Consider the following 22,390-nt stretch of genomic DNA (forward strand, 5'->3'; position numbering starts at 1 on the left):
CTCTTTATCAGAATTGCTAACAACCGGAGCGAGCTGAAGAAAGACGTGGCTGGCCTTATGTCTCAGCTATTGCACAATTTTGATCCAGTCACCGGGGCTTGGTTCTCCACGAGGGTAATAGCCATTCAGCAGACGCAATTGGTCCTCGGAGTATTTTCCCAAGGGTACAACTTCCGCAAGGCGTTTGAATGTCGTTTGGTCATTGGCTTTCACGTAATGTATTTTCTGGCTCTTTCCGGAGAGTCGTCGTGGCGTTTGCGAGGGACGGAAAGTCTGTATGCTGGCCAGGAAGACTTCGTCATCAGTTTTTGTGGCTGGATTCGATCCGTCTTTTGATGTCGTAGTCTGTCCCTCTTTGAGAACCATCCCTTTAATGATGTAAACCCGTCGGCCCTGATAGAGCACGGCAATGCGGCTCGGATACGCGTTACTGCTACTGGCCGGCTGTATGCCGGTATGCCCAACCAATCCAAATTGTGAAAAAGGTTGTGATTGTTGCAGGGTGGGTATTTTCAGGTTTTCGCGAATATACACGTCAGGGGCGATGGGGTTTCTCAGCAGGTCGACCTGAATGCTCATCTGTGCCCGGCCATCAGGGGCTTTGGATAAAATCTGTCGACGCTGGTTTTCGGCTTCCCAGCCTTCAGGGAAATCAATACTGAATCCCAGTTTGCTGTGGCTGTAGGTGTTGTTCTGAGCTGCCTTGAGGGTCTTGGGGTTGTAGTTGATGCCATACAGAAGACCTTCGGTGGCCTCACGGAATTCTGCACGATTGTCGACACCTTTGCTTTCTTTGGAGAGATCACCGGCTTTGCCGACGACTTCCTGCAAGCGTTCATCGTTACGAGGGTGGGTGGAAAAAACACCGTGATAAGTGGTGGTTTTCTTGCCGGTCTCACGGGCCATGCGACGGGCAAAACGCTCCTGATCTTTAAGAACGCCAATGACTTCAAGCATGGCGTTGGGGTTATAACCACTGTTGTAGAGGTATTGGGCACCCAGGCTGTCTGCTTCCAGCTCCATGTCACGACCGTAACCCATGACTGCGGCGGTGCCCCAGAGGTCGGTGACATCGCCAATCACGGTGCTGCCGGTGGTGAGTACCGAGAGTACGGTAACCACGCTTGAGCCCTTGCGTGCGGTGTCCTGTTTGACAGAGTGACGGGCGGTAACGTGTCCGATTTCATGGGCCATGACGGCTGCCAGCTGGGCTTCAGAGTCCAGGTAGGTGATCAGACCACGATTGACGTATATATAACCGCCCGGCAAGGCAAAGGCGTTAATGTCCGGACTGTCGATGATGGTGAAGGTGTATTTCAAATCGGGGCGGTCGCCGTTTCGGGCCAGATTCTGACCGATACGCTCGACGTAGGCCTGAAGCTTTTCATCCTGATAGACGGGGGTGGACGCCAGGATCTTCTCGTGCAGTTCTTTGCCAATCTCGATCTCTTTGCTTTCGCTCATGAAGACCAGATTGGGCATGCCACTGGCAGGGTTAACGGCACAGCCTCCGAGAGTGGATAACGCAAAACTGGCCAAGATCAGGATGATGATGCGGTGGTGCATTTAGAGCTCCCTGGTCGAGTTGTCCTTGGTACGTCAGTGCGATCTGACAGTGTTGATGAGTGTAAAACCTGAGATTCAGTATTGATCGATCAGAGCGGTTCAATGGTGCTCTGCGGATTTAGAAAACTTCTCAGTTGCAGTCCCATGGCTTTGCAGGCGTTTTTCTGAACCTGGGCAATCAATGGGATCGGCACAACGACAGCGGGCATATAGGAGGTACCAGCCGCATCAGCGCTGATTTGACCGATATTCTCCAGTTCCTGATAGTCCCAGATATGGGCTTCGTAGTCAGATTCCTTGTCCCAGGTGCCAAACCCGAAACAGCCAGCGCCACCGGCACCGATGGAGCAACCAATTGAGCCGCTGCTGCTGGTGGTCTCTGTTTTGCCGTCGACCCAGACAATGTAGCGGATATTAAAGTGATTGATTGCGGCTTCTACGTCTTTGCGGGCGAGCAGGCGATTCATGTCCTTGATGCGCATAGGGGCGGTGCGGGGCTCGAACCAGGGGTAGAGCGCGTCCATAAACTCACGCTCAGGAATGACCGTGATAATGTCGTTATTGTCGTCGAGAATATCGCCGATGCAGTCCACCAGTTCAGGTTCGGTTTCATAGCTGCTGGAGTGGCGGCGCCCGAGTACAACCACATGTTCACCTTCGGATATTTTGGTGTCCTTGCGCGCGTGGTACTCATCTATGGTGACGGAGGTACAGCCTTGCAGCAGCATCAAAAGCAGTGCAACAAGCCCGCTTCTGTGAAGCGTGGATGTGCAGTGTTGAGCGACAGACTCTGGATTAGAAAACCGGGAAAAAGAGTAAATAGTATTTAACACGGTTTACTCCTGATAACTGGCTTGTTGGCCAGGCTTGGCGGCGCGGGCCTGGGCCTGGACGGGAGGAGAGGTGAGCGTGTGATCCGCAATCCAGGCTTTTATCTCCGGTACCCGCCGGGTCCCCAGGGAAATATTGGCTCCCAAATCCCGCAGGGCAACAATCACGGCGGCGTTCATGGCATCTTCATCGGATTGCATAAAGGCGGTTGGTGTTTTGCCGTAGGCGGTAACGATCCAGTCGGCGATCATAACGCCCTGGGGGGAGTAAACACTGAGATTGTATTTCAGCCAGACCTCGTAAATCTTGAACTGGGTTTCCCTGGGCACGGAGTATTGAAAGTCGGTGAGTTTGGGGTAGAGCACCATATTGGCGGACGCCGGCGAGCTGGGGGTCGGCAGGCTGCTGATTTCCTGAACCTGGGTGAACAGCTCGGGCAAAACACGATTGAATAACTGAACCTGTGCCGGGCCACTCTCAATCACCCATTTGCTGCGGTCTTCATTGTCTTCGGTATAGACATAGGTTTTGAAGTCATCGTCGTACAGAACCCCCAGGGTTTGAGGGATTGGCTCTATGAGAGGCTTGGGGAATTCTCCGGTGACCTTGAGGCTGTTGGTACAACCCGCCAGAACCATCATGAGAAACAAGGCGCTGAGTGCCGTCAGGCGCTTGGTCGTAGCAGAGGCTAAAGTTACAGAGGTTAAAGTACCAGCTGTTAAAGAAACCGGCATCAACGGAACCACTTTGGCGACAGACTTCATGATCAGACTCTCTCAAGGGTTTATTCAGAGGTGATGTCTTGGTTTATATTTACCCATCGAAGTGGTGAGCATATCTTTTGGTTGATCACATCACCAGTTTAGTTGAAAACTGCGACTCTGCTGACCTGTTAAGGTCGAAAATCATTCAACCCGACAAAAGTACCACCGTTGCGGTAGGTCAGTTCACGCATCAGGGCCGCAAAGCGAATTCCGGTGGTTTGCAAGTGTGACGGTCGGGAAAACTGCACTGGAAAGCCGACAGCATGAATCCTGACCATGCGCTCTCCGGGTTTACGTTCCTGATTAAGGCGGTCAACGGTTCGTACAACTGTTTGAATTGAGCGCCCGGTGAATTCATCCCCCATGACATACAGGCTGATCTTTTTCTTGGGATCATAGAAAGCGCGTACCGCGCGCTCGATGCCTTCGACAGGACTACTGTTACTGAACGGATTCCAGCGCCGCAGACGTTTCATGATGACATCCCGACGTCCGGGGGTGTCAGGAATCCACTCGCCACGATAGTTGGAGAACATATAGTCACCCATATCGTTCATGACCTGAATTCCCTTCACCTGAGGGTAAATGTCCAGGGTGGCAACCAGTTCTTGCATCATACGTTCCCAGCCGTAGTTGAACATACTGCCGGATGTGTCGATGATGAAAATAATGTATTCGCTGTCTACCGGAATACCGCCGATTACGCTGTTTTGGCGCTGGTGTTGTCGGCCGAGCAGGCGTTCCATCTCAGCGGTGAGCGACTGCATGGCCTGGTACAGCTCTCCGCGCCGGTTGCCATCGGTGGATGAAGCAGAGGCCATGCGAGCGGTATCGGCCTGTATTTCCTGCAATTGGCTTTTGAGAATGGCGATACGCTTCTCTTTGTCGGACAGCTGTTCGTGCTTGGCGTCCAGATCGCGATTCAGCACCACGGTTTCGCCGCGTAAGGTGAAGAGTTTTTCCTGTAAATCTTTGATCTGGCCTTCCATGTTGACCGTCGATTGTTCAACCACCAGAGGTTCGACGGTTTTCGTGATCAACAGCAGCAGAACAATGGCGCCAAAGCCACAGCACACCACGTCCAGAAAGGACATGTTGAACTCTTCCTGATCTCTGCGTTTTCTCACTTCAATGTATCCTGTGGTTGAAACGGATTAGCGTCACGGTTGATTGCAGCAATTCATACCGGGGTTGTCACGGCCAGTCCTTGGATGGACTGATAAAAGAACCCTGCGTGACCTGTGCCAGTTGCCAGAAGGCTGCGGCTGCCATGGGATCACCCTCCATTGGAGCCAGTATCACATTCACCGGAATGCCATTGGGCAGCAGCTCCACCGCCTTGTTAAACAGTTTTACACGCTCCGGGCCGCTGATGGTATTGCCCCGGGGCTTGCTCAAGCCCTGTGTGGGCAGGCCGTCAGTGATCAGGTAAATATTGTCCGGACGTGGCGACAGCTGGCTGACGGCCTGGAAAACCCGTTCCAGACTGGTGCCATCTTCAGGGACCACTTTGCGCAGGTTGAGGATTCCCTGTTCCAGTTGCGCCCCGTCACTGACATTAAGCCAGCTGTTCTCGGTGCCTTTCAGTACAGATTGTACGCCGGTATTGAAAGTGTAGATCTGATATTGGCTTTTGGGGGGCAGTTGGGTGGTCAACCAGTCCACGGTGGACATGGCACGTTGCCACTTGGCTGCGGTGCGTTTGGCGGCATCGGGCATGTTGCGGCGGCGAATAACATTGACGATGCGTTCATCGAGCATACTGGCGGAGGAGTCCAGCAGGATGAGTATGTGTGAACCTCCGAATTTCATACCGGTCAGGTATTGACGGTTGCCCTGACCAACATACTGGCGCACTTCGTTGCCGCGATCCTGATTTTGTTTTTCCAGCTCGTCCCTTTCGGCTCGCAGGTTGCGCACCTTTTGTTCCAGGGCTGCAATAGAATCATCTTCCTGATTGTCGATCAGTTCGGCTCGCTTGGCGCGCGCGGTTTCGATTTCCTTGCTGATGCGGGTGGCGAGTCCGTCGGCCTCGGCCAATCGCTGATCCAGAGCCGAGAGGGTGTTGCGCGCCCGAACCAGACCTTCTTCGCCGTCCTCAATGTCTTCCTGTAACAGGTTGACCTCTGACATGAGATCCTGATTTTCGACTTTGGTCTGGTTGTCGACATCGTGCTTGATGATCAGGAAGATCAGCGCGACCGCACCAAACCCGCAGGACATGATGTCCAGAAACGACAGGCTGAAGGTGGTAAAGCGACGTTTACGCGCCATTTAATCCTCCACCCGGATGAGTGTCAGCTCAATATCAAAATCAGAGATACCCAGACGGTCGCCGCTTTTTAATGGCTCTGTAGTGAGGTCCAGCGGTGTGGCCGACGCTTCACCGTTAAGCCGCAATTGACCCTGTGATGTGTGAATCCGACCGTGTTGGATCGATAATACGGCGCTGTCCTGATCTTCCTTCAGCATTTCCCGATTTGAGGTCAAAGTGAAATGGCCGTGCAGCGGGTAGGCGTGATTTTGCCAGAGCAGGTGGGTGGCGGCTTCCTGATCGGGGAAGTGGCGAGTGTGTGCCGTGGTTGAGGTAACGGTTTCCGGCTGGTTTTGACGGGCATTTTGACAGGGCAAGCTGGTGATAAATCGCACACCCTCGGGGGATTCACTGAGGTTATCGCCAATTTGCGTGAGATCCTTTGCCAATCGCTGTGTGGCGAGTACGGTGGTTTGGGGCGGCAAGTCCAAAAGCGGCATGCATTCGGCCAGACGATCGCCCAGAAACAGATTGCCGGCGTTTTCCAGCTTTGTTTGCAACGGTTTCCAAAAGCGCTGTACAAATTGACGAATTTGGTAAATATCCACCTGGATGCTGTAACGGTCCAGCTCACATTGCAAACTGGTAACCGACTCCTGCTCAAGCACAGCACACTGCCTGAGCCATTCGGGGATGGCATCAAACAGGGCCTGTTCCGAGCTGGCCCCGTGCCGTGGATTAAACCGGGTTTGCTGGATAAACAATTCACTGAAGTAGTTGAGCAGTTGATTGTGCAAGCTGAGCCAGCCCTGATCGCTCAAAACTTCCAGGCGGTTGCGCTGGAGCTTTGTGATTGCCGCATCTGATGAATTATTGGCTGGCGTGAGTTCTGTGATCACGCAATGGTGAAGAAACATTTCCACGTGCGTCAGTGCTTGTTGCTCCGCGAGCAGAGGGAAGGCGTGTGACAGTGTTGCCGCCAGTCCGTGATCAATCAAACCGATGGTCTTCATGCCGCATTGATTGGCGATGCCTAATAACAATCCCAGAGATTCCCGAGGGATGGAGCCGGGCAGTGAAAACACCACTTCCTGATTGGCGAAGTCTACGGGTAATTGCTTTTCAATATGAAGCAAATGCAGATAGGCCAAATCGCCGTGGTGGCGAACTTTGGGGTGGTTTAGCTGCAGGGGATCCGTATTCAGCTGTGACCAGAATTGCGAGTGCGTGTTCAGTGGCTGTTTGCGGCTCTCCCGCCAGGCCTTGGAACCGAACAGAAGCTCTTGATGGTCAACAACAGCAACCCCTGGACTTTGGCAAAGTAATTGGCCGTCCTGATAACAGCGTACTCCGAGATCGTTTAATTCCAGTAACAGGGGCATGGGTATTACTCTTACACGGTGCAAAGGGGCAGTTGATTCACAGGAACATTATTCAAAACGGTTTCTTTTTAAACTCAGGATGCGTGTAAAAAACGCAGCAGCTTGTCATTGCAATACTTCTGAGTGTCCAACACCTGCTTTTCCTGCAGCAGCTGAAGCTGATGGCTGAAAAACATCACGATGATACTGATAACCAGTGCAATAAACGTTGAGTTGAAAGCAACACCCAGACTGACGGTAACCCCGGCGATATCGCCTTCGACAGCTTTGTGTGCCTGACCTAATGCTTCACCGATACCGCGAACAGTCCCGATAAAACCAATGGATGGGATAGCCCAGGCAATATAGCGGACCATGGATAACTCACTGTCCAGTCGGTCGGATTCGGTTTCGCAAACATCTTTGACCGCCGTGCTGGCATCCGCCACATTGCGAGTGGTCTGAAAACGTTGAAGTGATGTCATCAAGGCTCTGGGAATCAGCATGTCTTGCTGTTCATCCGGTAACGCCTGAACCGGACGGGCGAATTCCACGGTGTCTTCCGGGAGAATGCTGGCGCCTTCCCGCACACGGAGCAGCGGCATGGACAGCAGTTTGCGTTCCTGCAGGGCTCTCTGGGCTTTATGACCCATAATCGCCAGAGCCCACAGCATCAGTACAAAACAGGCTTCCTGCTCGTAGTCCCGCATGACGACAAACAGACTGCGTTGCACGACATAGGGTTCGCCAGCTGCTTGTTTGTCCAACTGTTCCTGCAGGATGGCATCAGCATTGGGGCGCACCCAGGCCACATAAATCGAGTGGACAACGATGACGGAAATTAACAAGGCAAACAGTTGGTAGATAAACTCTGATCCAGCGTTGCGTTTCATATGATGTTTCCTAAAGCCTGTGTTATTTGTTCTTGGAGACAGGGGAGTACCTTGTCAGATGTCTACCGGAAAAGCGACGGACAAATCCTCTGAAACTTCTTCCGACGGAGTGAAATCACCACCGGAAGATTTTGAAGAGGTGTTGCTGGCTGGTGCTTTTGTTGTTTTTTGGGAATCCTCATCAGCGGTTTTCGGTGCTGACTCAGCTTCCTTGTCGGTTTGACTGAACCCTGAAGCGCTGTAACCGCTCAATGTGAGAGTCATCAGCAGAACCAGTAAAGCTTTCAGTCGAACGGTGTGTGGTATCTTCACTGGGCGTACCTCGCAATACGGAATCCCACATCGTTACGGGCTTTGGAACCGTAATCCCGGAAAGATAAACGCAGGTCGGTCATGGTGGCGTGTGCCCAGCTGGAACCCCGAATTACGTGGTAATCCCCTGTTTCCGGTCCCAGCGGGTTGCTCTCTGCTTTCATTGAAAGTCCGGTGGTTATGCCATAAAAGTCGTTGATCCACTCCGCAGCGTTGCCGCTCATATCGTAAAGCTGGCGGTGGTTGGGGGGGAATTTTCCGACCGGGGAAGTGGTTGCGTAACGGTCATCATAACTGGTCAGGATCGAACCCAGCAGAGGCGCTGCGTTGCGATCACCAAAGTTTCCGGATCCCGCCGCAGGAGGCAGGGTCTCACCCCAGGGGTACTTCATCATTTGACCCTGTTTAAGGCGTGCAGCCCAGGACCACTCGGCTTCAGTAGGAAGTCTGTAGCCCGTGCTGTTTGCATTGAAACCGCTAACCACTCCGCCGGAGACCTGATAGAAAGGCGTCAGCTGCTCCTGCTCAGACAGCCAGTTGCAGTAGAGAGCTGCTTGTTGCCAGCTGATATTGACCACGGGCTGCTGTTCACCGTTCAGACTGTTGCCTTTGACGTGGCCCGAGGAGTGAAACTTTTCAAAGCGGCGGAACTGGGCATTGGTTACCAACTTGTCGCTGAGGTAAAACGCGCGATCCAGTTTGACCCGGCGCTGTGCTTCATTGGCGCGGCGACCCTGTTCCCGCCGCGAGGCGCCCATGGTGAAGGTGTCGTTGGGCTTGAATAACAGCAGGCTCTGGTTTGCGGCGGTCTGGATACGTGGCTTGATATTTTTCCACTCATGCTCTTCAACCGTCAGCAGTTTGATCGACAGGTTTTGATCCAGCTCGGGGCGTGGAAGTACGGTTTCATTGTGATCGGCATAGCCTTCTTTGCTGATGCGGATACGGTGTCGGCGAGCGGGCAGGCTGATGCTTTGATTGGCTCGTCCCATAAGACGGCCATCCACATAGAGCAACGCATCCGCTGGTGTTGCGGCAATCGTGATTTTGCCCAGATCGGCGGACAGGTTGACGTTAAGCGAAGCTTCTTTACCCGAGACAACATCAACGTTGCGATGTTGTGGCTGGTAACCGTCTTTGAATAAGGTGAAGTTGTAGGTTTTGCCGGGCTTCAGGGCAACTTCGGTCGGTGTCTTACCCTGAAACTGACCGTTGACGGTAATGCTGGCGCCAGCAGGGGAGGAGATAACCTTGACTAACCCGTCGGCTTTCACCAGCTGGATATCCGGCAGGGTCTTTTCCTGAAGCGCTTTGACCCGCAGGTTCTGTTGCCAGGCTTTGTAGCCTTCCAGCTTGACCACCAAACTGTGCTTGCCGGCCAGCAGCTCAGTTTGCATGGGGGTGACTCCCAGTTCTTCTCCATCGGCGGTAATGGTCGCGCCGGCAGGTGTCGAGCTGATGTTGACCGTAGCCCAGTTGGGCAGTAACTCAATGTTCAGGGTTTGTTCCTGATTGCGCCCTTCAATGGAAATGGATTGCTCCAGGGGCTGGTAACGCTCATTTTGTGCACTCAGCGTGTGCTCTCCGGCAGGGATGTCTGCTATGCGTTCGCCGGTTTTGCCGACTATGTTACCGTCAATAAGAATCTCTGCTGGCGCATTACTGGTGACGGTAAGATGTCCCGGTAAGGGCTTGAGCTCCACCTCGTGGTGCTGGTTGTCATCACCATTGATGGTGAGCGTTGCTTCATGGGGGTAATAGCCTTCTGCGGTCACCTGAATATTGTGTTGGCCTTTGAGCAGCAGAAAACGATTACCTACAGCAAAGGTCAGCAACCCATCGACGGTAATCGAGGGGTTGTCGGTATTGGTGCGAATATAGAGAGACTTGGCTGCAAACAGGTAAACCAGTATCACACACGCCAACAGCGTAGTGATCGCCAGAACGATGGATAACCCGGACGGCTGCCAGCCAGACTTTTGTTGCTGGGGTTGTGCAGGTTGAAAGTCCAGTGGTTGGATGATGTCATCATCCGGCACTTGCGGGTTCTGATTGGATGAAGTGTGATCGTTAATGTTGGTTATCTCTTCCGGTTGAGTCATAAATGCCTGAACTGATACTGGATTGGCGGTAACTTGATTGAGCTTTCATCTACGGGCGCTAAACAACCGCTACCACTGAGGAAATGCCGACCTATCCTCCCATGGCAATCTTTTCATCGCATTGAATCACAATAGTTTTCCGGTTTGTACCCGGTTGCAAAGTGAATTCTTCCCGTACATCGCGATAGCCGTTTCTGCTTCCTACCAGGGTATAGCGTCCGGGCTTGAGTTCCAGTGTGTGTTCCTTGAAGTTGCCGAGCTTGCCAACTTTATACAAGGTCACGTTGGTTTCATTGTCGGATCGAAGTAAGACTGCCACAGGATCCAGTGCTTTATTCAGTGCCTGTTGCAGTTGCTGCTGTTGTTGTTCAATGCGCGGGCCACGAGGTTTGACGGAGGCCGCATCGGCAAGCAACTGCTGTGCACTGCGGTAAACTGCCGGGTCGGCCAGTCTTAGAGGCTGGTCGATCAGATTTTGCAGTTTTTTGTCCAGGTCAGCACGGGCACGTGTCCGTAAAACACCGATTTTGGTGGCGACCACGCTGCTGTCCAGTTGTTGCGCCGCCTGGTAGCTGGCGAGGGCCTGTTGCCATTGTTCTTCACGTTCGTATTGTTCTGCCTGACTGAGATTCCGCTGAATGCTGTTTTGCGTCAACTGATTGCTGGCTTGTGTGATGGCATCCTGAGCGGTGGCATTACCGGGTTTGATCTTCAGCGCTTTTCTGAACTCGGCGGCGGCTTTCGAGTACTGTTTTTGTTGTAAATAGCTGTAGCCCTGTCCCATGGCACTGGCAAAATTATCTTCAGTAATGGCCTGGTTAATGTCTTTCAGTTTTGCCGCGGCCAGTTGGGATTCGCTGTCGAGTTCCAGGGCTTTCTCAATGTGAACTTTGGCCTGTTGGTACTGAGACTGCAGCACTTGATTTTCTGCGGCTTCCAGTTGCTCGATGACCTGATCCTGTATCTGTGCACGTGCCAGGCCGGCTTTGGCTTCTTCGTTATTGGGGCGAATGGCCGTTGCCAGGGTGTAGGCATCCACGGCGTCTTGTGCCTGCTGTTCGATAATGGCCTGTGCACCATCGCTCATGGCCTGCTGAAATTCCTGCTCAGCTTGTTCAATAAGTGCTTCAAATTGTTGAAGGGCGGTTTGATAACTTTCCAGGGCAGGACCAAATTCTCTGGCGCGGTAGAGTTCATCACCATTGGCGGCATTGTCAGACGCGGTTTTGAATGACTCCGCGGCCCACAGATCAACCTGCATCTTGTCCAGCGTGGTTTGTTTATCCAGCAGTTTGGCGAGAATTTCCTGAGCTTCGCGGCGAGCTTTCGCTATCTGGGCATCTTGCCAGGGAGATTCCAGTGGCCCGGTTTGAGACTTTACCGGGGCTGCGCCTTGAGAGTTTTCTGTCTCAGATGCGTCGGAATTGGCCTGGGTAAATGTGTCCTGGTCTGGTGCGGGGGGATGAACGGTTTTGGGAAGCCAGAAAACCACAGCCAGTAATACGACGAGCAGACCTGCAAACAGGCCCATTTCAAGCTTGTGTTGCTGAAACCAGTTTGATTGATGCCCTGGATGAAACTCGGAGTCATCCCATTTGTTATTCGGGTCGGTCGCGGTGTTTTCCTGAGTGTTTTGTGGATCGGTCATGCTCTGGTTTCTGTCATCTTGTTGCCTGGGGGTTGTTTTAACAATACGGTTTTATGGGTGCAGATTCCTGAGTACTTCACTGTTTGGTCAGGGATATCACTGTGTACGTGCCTGCAGTGTATTCGGATGAATCCGTAGATCGGTTACGCTTACAGGCCTGTATCCGCCTTATAGATTTCATGGAGCAGTTCACGCCATTGTTCGTATTGATTTTCCACGGTGCCGGACAGGGTGATGGTGCGGTCTTCCAGCTCGATAACCTGAGGTTCAATAGAGGCTTCCAGTGAATCCCCCAGCTCTTGCAGAGCTTCGACGTGCATTTCAGATTCGGCACGTTTGTCAAAACCACTTTTAACCATGTAGGCGCCGCCGGCAATGGCCACGGTGCCTGCTGCACGAGTGGAACCGCTGTCTCCGCCCGCGGCAGCGATACCGCCGAGTATGGCGGCGATGCCCATGATCGTACGGTTGCGGGCATCACGTTTCAGTTCGCGCAGAGCGATAACTTCGTTATAACTTTGGCTGCGCCATTCGCGGTAGGGTTGATCCATATCTTTGACAAAACCGCCATAATAATCCTGCAGTGTGTCTACAAACAGATAATCCCGTTCACGAATCTGACGAATACGGGAGAGCATTGGGTCGCCCTCGGCGGGCAGGCGAGTAATGGTGTATTCGCCTGCGGAGCTTTCTTTCAGGTGGCCGCCAAAGGCTGCAGGGGAGAAGGACTCAGCAAACCTGAGTTCAGCAGTCGTGCGTATGGTGCGCAAGGCGGTGCCGTCGAAGTTTTCTCGACGGTAGGTCAGCATGTCATTGGCAATCTGGTTGTAGAGGCTCTGGAAGGGTTCTTGGGGCACGGCACCGCCACGCCTTTTGGTGTAGGAGTATTTACTGGCCAGGCCATCGTATTCTTTTTCGTACCATTGACGGCCCGTTGCATCGCTGACCGTGACTTGCAGACGAAGCTGTTCGCCGTCCGATTGCAGAATCTTGCCTTTGACACTGACATCAATGGTGTCTTGCTCCGGAGGAATCACCCGTACAGCCCCCCAGGCGGCACTGGTTTGAAGTGTCTGCATCAGATGATAGGGAATATAGCGGGATTCGGCGTTGCGAATTTCCGGGAAAACGGTGAGGGTTTCGTCATCGTCAATGTTATCGAGACCCGGATCGAAGATATAAATACCAACATCCAGCAATTCTGCCTCCGGAATCTGGGCTTGCTCGTGGATAACCGGGATAACCTGGGTTGTCTTGATGGTGTTGCTGGAACACCCGGTTAAAATCAGCAGCGGCAGGGCCACTGCGATCCACAGAGTCTTGGCGAAAGGTGAGGTAGATGCATTCATGGTCTGACTCATTGGTTTTTGTATTTGCGATACTCTTCCCAGAGCTTTTCTCTCAATTCAGGATCAGGCTCATTCATGGCCGCTTCACGAATCTGGCGGGCAACCACGTCATCATCGCTGCCGTCAGGGATGTCAGCAGGAGGTGAATAGGCGCCTGCGCTCTGGTAATCACCTTCGCGAGATTGATTTCCGGCAGGGCGGTTACCACCGCCTGAAGAGCTTGAATCGTTGCCGTCACCGGGCAGTCCATCACCTTCCGGTCCCGGTGGTTGAGGGGCCTGACCATAACCGTCACTGCCTCCTTCGCCTTCTTCTCCGGCCTCATCATAGGGAAGGCCTCCGCCGCCAGCGGCATCTGCGGCTTCCAGTTCATCCTCACTCCCTTTTTGATTGGAGCGGCTTAGAGCGTATTCGCGCTCACGCAGGATCATGCCATCGTAGCTGGCCATGGAAGCTTCCAGTTGGCCTTCAAGGGCCGCTACACGCTCGGCACTGGTCATCGGGCCGCTGTCGGAAGGGCTGCCTTGCTGGCGACTTCCACCAGCTTGCTGAGCCCCTGCCTCTTGATAGCTGCCCTGAGAACCTCCTGATGATGCCTGGCTGGCTGCTGAACTGCTCGGAGACCCACCAGAGCTGGAAGAAGAGGCGCTGGCGCTGGATGAGGAGGAACTGGACTCCGAAGAAGAGCGGGAGGCACTGCTTGAGGCTTCTTCTTCGGAAAAGTCGATGTCATCTGTGGGAGATGATTCGCTGGTCTGCATGGTGTCAGGTTCGCCCCCGGACTCAGCTGAGGCTGACGACTGATTGGGCATGGGCGGTTGCGGTTGGCCGCCTCGCATGGTTTCGGTACCGCTGTTCTGGGCCTGATCGCGGGAGGATTGATCCTGAGATGAGGATTGACTCCGGGATTGCTGCGCACTGCTGGGTGATGACGGACTCGGTGAGGATTGCGAGCGCGAAGACTGCTGCTGGCTCTGGGATTGTTGCGAACTGGACGATTGTTGGGACGAGCTGCTGGGAGAACTGGGTGATGGGGCACTACTCGAGGGGGTTGGCGGCTGTGTTGAGGGTGCAGAGGAGCTTTGCTGTTCCTGCTTGCAGCCTGTCAGGACAATCGCAGTGATCGCGATGGTCAATAATGCAGCTTTTTTACCCATGAGAAATCCCTGTATATGACCCGTGTGCAACAATCAGCCTGCAAATACTACATCAGCCCTCAAATTCGGATGGCACCTGATGTCACAGAATCTGTTGCCTTGTCTTCTGAATTGCCTTAATAAGCAATGTAGCAGGACTCAAGCTCTATTGTCAGTATCCTTATCGGGCCGAATGTGTCGGATAGTGGATTTGGTATTTCTGTGTGCCTTGCACAATCAGCCAATTACAGTCTGGGGCCGCACTAAACCGGCTGAGCAGACTTCAGCTGTTAGCTTTAGATTGCGAACAATGGAATTAGTTCGAAAATACGTAACGATGCATCAATTGCTTCGTGTCTGCAGGGGCGCCATCCGCAAACCGGGGTCTGAATTTAGTCTGTTTTAAGGTTCTGCGTACCTGTGAGCGATTGCGAACATCGTCTTCCGGATAAGATTCAATAATCTCAATGTTTCTGGCGTGTCCGTTGCGAGTGACATCAAAACTGACCAGAACATATTCATTGCCCTCTTCGGTGGTATCCAGATTACTTTTCAGTAGCGGTAAATCCGGCAGAGCGACCGGTTTGCTGAAATACTCATCAGCGAGTGTTTTGCCGTTGGGTGATGTCACCAGGGAATCATACGCGGACTGATAGAGATCGATAGCGGTATGCCAGCGATTGAACAGCAGGTTCCAGTCTGCAAGCTGAATTTGTGCGACAACCTCTGCGTCTTCGGGAACTTCTGGATTCGACGCATAGACGTCACGAATACGAGAAATTGCGGCCTTGCCACTGCTGTAACTGTTGAGAATGTACTGATCAAGTCGCGCTTTTTCATCCATACGAGATCGGCTGCTGGCAAAGCCGGATTCAAATTCGGCTCGCTGTGGCGCATTTGCCTGATAAGTGGCCAGGTAGTAGTTGGAGACTGTTAGCCCCTTCAGCGCGCCAACCAGACGCAGGTCATATTCACCGTATGCTCGGGTAATGATGCTGATCGCCATATTGTAGAGATTGTGTGCACTGATCAGGTGCTCAAACAGGCCAGTACCTGAATCGAGAGCGTATGCGTTCAAATGCCAGTTGCTCAATTTGGTGATGGCAGGCAGCATGCGGGGGTCGTCTTCACCGAAGTTGCGACGGTACAGCCAATAGAGGTATTGATGACTGTCATTGGCGCTTTCCCAGTCTCCACTGGCCACACCGCTTTCAATCAAGTGCTCCAGCATGGGAATTTGTGAAAGACTGTAAAGCCCATCGCTGATGCGGCTGACGTGCATCGCGCGTCTGAAAATATCCACGGCTTCTTTGTGGCGCCCGCGGTTTTGATAGTTGACGCCCAGTCCCATCAGATGCTGGGACAGGTTCTTGTCGTAAGGTCCGTAGCTGTTTTCAATTTCGGCAATAGCATCCAGGTAACTGGTTTCCTGTTTACTGTTGTAGAGCTGTTGTGGAGACTCTTCCAGAGCCGATAGCTCTTCTTGGGTTTCAGCAGGCTGTGAAGCGATGGGAGATGTCTCTGCAGAATCAGGTTCATCCTGTGTTGCAGGAACGGCGGCTTCAGTGGGCGGTACTTCAGGATTGGTATCCGGCTCAGGTGGAGTTTCTGGTACCAGCTCGTCAGGAAGCTCCGAGTTTAGTTCGGATTCAAAGCCTGCATCGGTTTCATGGACCAGAGGTTGGTTGGAAGACGGTTCTGCAGCGTACACCTGAACCGTGATCAGGGAGAAAAAAACCAGCCGGGTGAGAGACATTTTCATGATCTTGTTACGTCTTCAGTAGCGTCAAAGGGGGCGTCCGGTGCAAAGAGGTGCGACCGTTACTGCCGTGACTGTGTTCGTGACTGTGTTTGTGACTGTTCTTCCAAAAACAGGGGGACACACCTCAATGAATTTCCCGCTGTGCATTAAGATGTACTTCACGATCTACCTCAGTTTATTGCCCAATCTGTTCCTCGATGATTGTTCAAAAAAAGTATAGTCAAGCGGCCGCGCCTGGGAGGCCATGCTGGACTGAACAGGGACAGCGCCATACATTTTTGTATGTGCCTCACTCTCCCTGTAAGCTGAGTTTTCTGTGTTTCTGGTGGTCAAAGTCCTTGGCGTACGCCTGATGAAAGGGACTTTGAAGTTCTTTGAAGCTTGAATGGGCAATTTTCATTAATAAATCATCCAAATAAATAAGTTAATCCAATATCTCGAAATATTCTATGTTGGAGCTTTAAATTCACGGATAAATGTGAAATGACCCATAGGGGTTGTGTAAATAATAATCAAGCCGGTGACAACCCCTGCACTGGAGACAGTGATTCGGTCGTCAGGTATATGGGGTTCGGTTGCTGAATTGGCTACGACACGTAATTTTTAAGGACAAGTGATGACGAGACATCTGGTCATGATTCATGGGATGTGGGGCGGTGGCTGGTACTGGCAACCGATGAAAACGTTTTTTGAAGCGAGGGGCTATATCTGCCACACACCTGATTTGCGTTACCATGGTGAGTTATCTGGTAACACGCCTCATCCCGCATTGGGAACAGTGAGCATCCAGGACTATGTGGACGATCTGGCGGAGTTTATTAGAAACTTGCCAGAAAAGCCGATAGTCATTGGCCATTCGATGGGTGGGCTGATTGCACAGAAGTTGGCAGAACTGGATCTTGTTGAACGATTGATATTAGCCTGTCCTGCGCCGCCGGATGACGTTTTGGCCATCAGTTGGGCAGGCCTGAAAAGCCTCTTTCCTTTGACCTTGAAGCCAGGCTTCTGGAAAAAACCGACACTACCCAGTTTTGAAAATGCCGTGCAGTCTTCGTTCCAGTTGATCCCGGAAAATGAACGCAGAGCTTATTACGATCGTCTGTGTCATGACTCAGGCAGAGTGTTATTTGAAATTGCACTTCCGTTTCTGGACAAGCGATCGGTGACTGCCATCACTTCATCCAAAGTCCGATGTCCAGCCCTGGTACTATCAGCTGAGCTTGATAAATTGATACCAGCCCAGGTGGTAAAGAAAGTGGCCAATAAATATCCTCAGGCCGCTTATCATTGTTTTGCCGGGCAGACACACTGGGTTATTGCAGAGCAGGGTTGGGAGAAATGTGCAGACTACATTGCAGATTGGTTAGATCAGCAGGCTTCACTGGCGACAGGTAAATAATAACTGCCGCAGAATACTTGGGCTTTTCTCTGTGTATTCTGCGGTTGCGTTTTGAATGACTACAACAGACTCATCACTGGACCCAATCTGAATTTATCCTCTCTACTGGCCAAGAATCTTGGCTTTAGCGGCTTGAAACTCTTCTTCACTGATTGTGCCGGCTTCTCTCAGGGTTTTTAACGCATCCAGCTGCTGCTGTTGCGCGGCAGTATAGTTCGGTTGCGAAGAGCCAGATCTTCTTGCACTGTCGCTAGCATTCGCAGAGGCGGTTAGAGCCATTGCGTGGTCTGGTATTTCGATATCACCAAAACGCATGGTCGGGCCACTGCTGCTTGCTGCTGATGGCTCCGGTTTTCCGCCGAACCAACTGGCAATCTTTTGAGCAAGCGCCTTGATGAGACGCCAAATTTTGGGGAGCAGCCAGATGGCAAGAATAATAAACAACAACATCAGACCGAGAAAAACGATTGGATGGTTCAGCGCCGTCCATAAACCTGCAAGCACCAGGAGGTCTTCTGTAATGGAAGCGGTCCAGTTGGTGAAGGGTTCTGGTGAGGTGTTGATCAGGGCTCGGGTGCCGGCTTTGGTCGCGTGACTGGTGGCTGAGAGAGTGCCACCCATAATGCCTGCGGCAACTTCCAGAGCTGGTGACACATCGCCCACAGCTCCCGCGGCCAGCATGGCTCCGGCGGGAATGCGAATAAAGGTGTGTAAACTGTCCCAGGCGGTGTCTACACCCGGGGTTTTATCCACGAAAAACTCAACAAAATACATCAGACCGGCAGCGCCGATGACCATGGGGTCGGTTAATACTTCCAGACCGGGTGGTAAATCGATGTTTCCTGTAGAACCGCCAATACCCAGAACCAAGAGTACAGCGTACAGGTTAATCCCGCTGGCCCAGGACGCGCCCATGGTCAGGGCCAGTGTGGCAAGCAGTGCCTGGTAACTCTCCATGTGTTAAAGCCTCATGTGATGTTTAAAGTCTATCGAGTGTTTATATACAGTTGCGTATGTCTACTGTAGCAGCGCTCACCATGGTTGTGATAATGGTAATCAGGGCGATGCGAGCGGTAGCGAGGTTCGATTGGTTGATAGCTCCAAAGATTGAAGCTAAATCCCCGCCCGTCATAAGAGGAGCGGTACCTCCTGTCATCGTATCGATAATGGTCGCGGTGCTTCCAGTGTTTGTCATGACTGAATTTTTTATAGTGGTGCTGCGAGTAATGGTGTTTCGGTGGCTTCTGGTGCTTGCCATAGCCATAGCCATAGCCACGGCCATCGGCGTTAGCGTTAAGGCTACTCATAAAAGCAAATAACCCCAGACAAACAACCAACGCAGCGGTCCGTTTCGACTTGCCCGTTAAATGCACTAAGGATTTCATGCTCAATACCTCCTTTCCCGAAAAGGTAGGCTCAGTATGTCCGCGAAATACTGAATCGTGACTGAACATCCAGTGTGCATGGCGTTATGAACAGAAAAAAATGAGGTGTTTAGAGAGGCGCTTATATCACTAAGGAAAATATAGGTAGGGTTTGATAACCAAAGGTGCTGACAGAGCGGTGGGGCTGGAGTAAGAGGCAAAAAAAAGGCCTGTAGAACCAGAAAGTCCTACAGGCCTTGAGCTAAAGCAACGAATTGATCGTTATGCGTTTTCCTGAGCCCACTGTGCGAAGGTTTTGCCTTCTTCGGCCAGTTGTTTCAGCAGAGCCGATGGCTGCCAGAAGACTTCACCGTACTGCTCGCGATACTCACAGATGGTGTCATAGATCTTTTTCAGGCCTACGCTGTCTGCATAGTGCATTGGGCCACCACGGGAAACCGGATAGCCATAGCCGTAAATGTAAACGACATCAATATCGCCAGGACGCTGGGCAATGCCTTCTTCCAGAATCTTGGCGCCTTCATTGATCAGGCCAAAGGTCATGCGATTCAGCTGTTCTTCGTCACTCAGTTCACGACGCTCGATACCTTGGGCTTTGGCTTGCTCTTCAACGATCTTCATGACCAGAGGGTCGTTTTGACGAGCGCGGGTTTCAGGATCGTAAGTGTAAAAACCGGCGCCGGACTTCTGTCCCAAACGACCCATTTCTACCAAGGCGTCAGACACACAGTGCGTTTTGGCTGGACCCTTTTGTTCTTCGGTCAGGCCCTGACGAGCTTTGTAGCCAATATCGATACCAGCCAAATCACTCACGGCAATAGGGCCCATGGCCATGCCGAAGTTTTCCATCACCTGGTCAACTTTTTCCGGCGTGCTGCCTTCAATCAGGCACAGCTGCGATTCGCGGAAGTAAGGTTGCAGCATGCGGTTGCCAATAAATCCGTAGCAAACCCGAGCCAGTACCGGTACTTTTTTGATGGTTTTAGCCATTTGCATGGAGGTGGCAATGACATCGTCAGCGGTTTTGTCTCCGCGAACAATTTCCAGCAGCTTCATGACGTTGGCGGGGCTGAAAAAGTGCAGGCCGATAACATCTTCAGGGCGCTTGGTGGCGGCAGCGATTTGATCAACATCCTGATAGGAGGTGTTGGTGGCCAGGATTGCGCCTTGTTTACACACGGAATCCAGCTTGGTGAATACTTCTTTTTTGATGTCCAGATTTTCAAAAACGGCTTCGATCACCAGATCGACCTCGGCCAGATCCTGATAGTCAGTGGTCCCTTTAACCAGCGACAGGCACTGTTTCATCTGATCTTCACTCAGCTTGCCTTTTTTGGCACTGATGGCGTAGTTCTTTTCAATAATGCCCAGACCGCGCTGCAGGGCTTCATCGTTGATTTCCAGCAGTGTGACGGGGATGCCGACATTGGCAAAGTTCATTGCAATACCGCCACCCATGGTACCGCCACCGATAATGCCCACGGACTTGACCGGGCGCAGAGGAGTGTCTTTAGGCAGGCCTTTGACTTTGGCGGCTTCACGCTCGGCAAAGAACATGTGGCGCATGGCTGCAGACTGAGGAGAAGTCAGACATTCTGTAAACAGTTTGCGTTCGGTTGCCAGGCCTTCATCCATCGGTAGATTAACGGCGGCTTCCACACAGGCAATGATATTTTGAGGTGCGATTTGTCCGCGGGCGCGACGGGCCAGAGTCTTGCGGTAACCGTCGAACAATTCTTGAGGTGCAGTTGCGGGGTCAATTGAGATATCGCGAATACGCTTCAAGGGTGCGTTTTCGGCAATCAGTTTTTGTGCGAAGGCGATTGCTTCGGATTCCAGATTATCATCGACAATTTCATCAACCAGATTGATGGCTTGCGCTTTTTTCACAGAAATAGGATTGCCGGAAGTCATCAGGTCCAGAGCGGCTTCAACACCTGCCAGACGGGGGGTACGCTGAGTGCCACCCGCACCCGGCAGCAGGCCCAGTTTTACTTCTGGCAAGCCAACTTTGGCTGAGCTCAGCGCCACACGATAGTGACAGCCCAGCGCAACTTCGAAGCCACCACCCAGCGCAGTCCCATGAATAGCAGCAACAACCGGTTTGCTGGACTGCTCGATGGTTTCAATGACGGCAGGCAGGGAAGGCTCCATTGGGGGCTTGCCGAACTCTGTGATATCGGCACCGGCGATAAACGTCCGACCTTCACAAATAATAACCAGTGCTTTACTGGCATCGTCCTGGGCGTTTTGAATGGCATCCTGGATCCCGCTGCGCAGAGCGAGGGACAGGGCATTGACCGGTGGGTTATTCAGACGAATAACGCCAATTTCATTTTCAAGGGTGTAAGTAACGACAGACATAAACTCTCTCCTGTTGATGTTCTGTTCAGTGTTTGTGAGATGTTTTCAAGTGTGTGTTTTAAAGTCTTTCGATAACGACGGCGATTCCCTGACCAATACCTATGCACATGGTGGCGAGGGCATAGCGGCCGTTAGAGCGTTCCAGTTGGCGCAGGGCTGTGTAGAGAATACGGGCACCGGACGCCCCCAGCGGATGTCCGATAGCGATGGCACCTCCGTTGGGATTCACACGGGGATCGTCAAAAGCGATGCCCAGTTGCTTCATGCAACCCAGAGCTTGTGTGGCAAATGCTTCATTGAATTCCATCACGTCCATGTCATCCAGAGTAAGACCGGCGCGTTGCAAGGCTTTGCGTGTAGCAGGTACCGGACCCAATCCCATAACCCGAGGTTCTACTCCTGCGATCGCACCAGCGAGAATACGAGCCCGGGGCGCAATGCCAGCGGCCTGGCCGGCTTTTTCGCTGCCGATGATTACCGCCGAAGCGCCGTCGTTGATACCGGATGCATTACCCGCAGTGACTACGCCGCCTTCGAACAGTGGACGCAGGTTGCTCAGGGCATCGAGGGTGCTTTGCGGACGAGGATGTTCATCCTGATCAACCGTCAGTGCAGGCTTTTTACGGCCTTGTGACACTTCGATGGGCAGAATTTCGTCAACAAAAAAGCCCTCGGCCCGTGCAGACTCGTATTTTGCTTGCGAGGCCGCTGCAAAAATATCACTTTCTTCACGGCTGATGTTCAGATCGGAGGCAATATTGTCGGCTGTCTCTGGCATGCTGTGGCCGCCAAACTGGCGCACAATCTCGGGATTGGTGAAACGCGCTCCCATGGTCGTGTCGGCAATTTCCTGAGTGCGATCAAAGGCGCTGGTTGCCTTGGATATCACCAGTGGAGCACGACTCATGGATTCCACACCACCGGCTACGAACAATTCACCTTCACCGGTTTTCACGCAGCGTGAAGCATCCAGCGCAGCGGCAAGTCCGGAGCCACAAAGGCGGTTAACTGTCAGACCGCCAGTCTCAATAGGCAAGCCCGACAGCAGTCCGGCAAAGCGGGCGACGTTGCGGCTGTCTTCTCCCGCCTGATTGGTGGTTCCTGCGATAACATCCTCATACAAACTGGATTCAAAATTATTGCGTTCTATCAGGGTGCGAATGACATGAGCCAGCAGGTTGTCAGGGCGCACGGAAGACAGGGCTCCGCTGTGGCGGCCAAAGGCGGTACGACCGCCATCGTAGATATAGGCTTCAGACATAAT

At 52.5% G+C, this 22,390-nt stretch carries 18 protein-coding genes; 2 read left to right on the top strand and 16 right to left on the bottom strand.

Translation table 11 applies throughout. The features are described from left to right. Positions 1-66: 66 nt before the first annotated feature. From KOI40_RS09960 to KOI40_RS10020, 13 genes are all read right to left on the bottom strand, one after another. Positions 67-1,566, bottom strand: coding sequence for a M48 family metalloprotease (locus tag KOI40_RS09960; RefSeq protein WP_216097364.1), 1,500 nt, complete (start codon positions 1,564-1,566; stop codon positions 67-69). Between the two features lie 89 nt (positions 1,567-1,655). After that, positions 1,656-2,399: a hypothetical protein gene (locus KOI40_RS09965; RefSeq protein ID WP_216097365.1), complete on the bottom strand. Its 744-nt coding sequence runs from the start codon at positions 2,397-2,399 to the stop codon at positions 1,656-1,658. Positions 2,400-2,402: 3 nt separating this feature from the next. Continuing rightward, positions 2,403-3,161 carry a hypothetical protein gene (locus KOI40_RS09970; RefSeq protein WP_216097366.1) on the bottom strand — a complete coding sequence of 253 codons (759 nt, stop codon included), beginning with the start codon at positions 3,159-3,161 and terminating at the stop codon, positions 2,403-2,405. Positions 3,162-3,289: 128 nt separating this feature from the next. After that, positions 3,290-4,288, bottom strand: coding sequence for a vWA domain-containing protein (locus KOI40_RS09975; RefSeq protein WP_216097367.1), 999 nt, complete (start codon positions 4,286-4,288; stop codon positions 3,290-3,292). Between the two features lie 67 nt (positions 4,289-4,355). Next, complete coding sequence (locus KOI40_RS09980; RefSeq protein WP_216097368.1) at positions 4,356-5,435, bottom strand: vWA domain-containing protein; 1,080 nt, start codon at positions 5,433-5,435, stop codon at positions 4,356-4,358. Then, on the bottom strand, positions 5,436-6,797 hold the full coding sequence (locus KOI40_RS09985) for a hypothetical protein (protein ID WP_216097369.1): 1,362 nt from the start codon (positions 6,795-6,797) through the stop codon (positions 5,436-5,438). Positions 6,798-6,871: 74 nt separating this feature from the next. After that, positions 6,872-7,669 (bottom strand): MotA/TolQ/ExbB proton channel family protein, encoded by a 798-nt coding sequence (locus KOI40_RS09990; RefSeq protein WP_216097370.1) that lies wholly within the window; start codon positions 7,667-7,669, stop codon positions 6,872-6,874. A gap of 54 nt (positions 7,670-7,723) precedes the next feature. Continuing rightward, complete coding sequence (locus tag KOI40_RS09995) at positions 7,724-7,981, bottom strand: hypothetical protein (protein ID WP_216097371.1); 258 nt, start codon at positions 7,979-7,981, stop codon at positions 7,724-7,726. Then, on the bottom strand, positions 7,978-10,083 hold the full coding sequence (locus KOI40_RS10000) for a PEGA domain-containing protein (RefSeq protein WP_216097372.1): 2,106 nt from the start codon (positions 10,081-10,083) through the stop codon (positions 7,978-7,980). The genes KOI40_RS09995 and KOI40_RS10000 overlap by 4 nt, the downstream gene beginning before the upstream one ends. Positions 10,084-10,174: 91 nt before the next feature. After that, the gene (locus KOI40_RS10005; protein WP_216097373.1) at positions 10,175-11,731 is read right to left on the bottom strand and encodes a tetratricopeptide repeat protein; all 1,557 of its coding nucleotides are present in this window, start codon (positions 11,729-11,731) and stop codon (positions 10,175-10,177) included. A 149-nt stretch (positions 11,732-11,880) separates the two neighbouring features. Next, positions 11,881-13,080 (bottom strand): hypothetical protein, encoded by a 1,200-nt coding sequence (locus tag KOI40_RS10010; protein ID WP_216097374.1) that lies wholly within the window; start codon positions 13,078-13,080, stop codon positions 11,881-11,883. An 8-nt stretch (positions 13,081-13,088) separates the two neighbouring features. Continuing rightward, positions 13,089-14,237, bottom strand: coding sequence for a hypothetical protein (locus KOI40_RS10015; protein WP_216097375.1), 1,149 nt, complete (start codon positions 14,235-14,237; stop codon positions 13,089-13,091). A gap of 295 nt (positions 14,238-14,532) precedes the next feature. Further along, positions 14,533-15,972, bottom strand: a complete 1,440-nt coding sequence (locus tag KOI40_RS10020) for a hypothetical protein (RefSeq protein ID WP_216097376.1) — start codon at positions 15,970-15,972, stop codon at positions 14,533-14,535. A gap of 640 nt (positions 15,973-16,612) precedes the next feature. Here KOI40_RS10020 and KOI40_RS10025 point away from each other — a divergent pair. Next, the gene (locus KOI40_RS10025) at positions 16,613-17,377 is read left to right on the top strand and encodes an alpha/beta hydrolase (protein ID WP_255568329.1); all 765 of its coding nucleotides are present in this window, start codon (positions 16,613-16,615) and stop codon (positions 17,375-17,377) included. A gap of 102 nt (positions 17,378-17,479) precedes the next feature. Here KOI40_RS10025 and KOI40_RS10030 read toward each other — a convergent pair whose 3' ends face one another. Next, a complete protein-coding gene (locus KOI40_RS10030; protein WP_216097378.1) occupies positions 17,480-18,334 on the bottom strand; it encodes a DUF4126 family protein in 855 nt (284 codons plus the stop codon). A 56-nt stretch (positions 18,335-18,390) separates the two neighbouring features. Between KOI40_RS10030 and KOI40_RS10035 the strand changes: the two genes are divergently transcribed. After that, complete coding sequence (locus KOI40_RS10035) at positions 18,391-18,696, top strand: hypothetical protein (RefSeq protein WP_216097379.1); 306 nt, start codon at positions 18,391-18,393, stop codon at positions 18,694-18,696. Positions 18,697-19,023: 327 nt separating this feature from the next. Here the strand turns inward: KOI40_RS10035 and KOI40_RS10040 are convergent, their stop codons facing one another. Together KOI40_RS10040 and KOI40_RS10045 are read right to left on the bottom strand one after the other, a co-directional pair. Then, complete coding sequence (locus tag KOI40_RS10040; RefSeq protein ID WP_216097380.1) at positions 19,024-21,126, bottom strand: 3-hydroxyacyl-CoA dehydrogenase NAD-binding domain-containing protein; 2,103 nt, start codon at positions 21,124-21,126, stop codon at positions 19,024-19,026. Between the two features lie 58 nt (positions 21,127-21,184). Then, positions 21,185-22,387: a 3-oxoadipyl-CoA thiolase gene (locus KOI40_RS10045; RefSeq protein ID WP_216097381.1), complete on the bottom strand. Its 1,203-nt coding sequence runs from the start codon at positions 22,385-22,387 to the stop codon at positions 21,185-21,187. Positions 22,388-22,390 lie beyond the last annotated feature (3 nt).

The sequence above is a fragment of the Pseudomaricurvus albidus genome, assembly GCF_018863235.1.
Taxonomy (GTDB): Bacteria; Pseudomonadota; Gammaproteobacteria; order Pseudomonadales; family Cellvibrionaceae; genus Pseudomaricurvus; species Pseudomaricurvus albidus.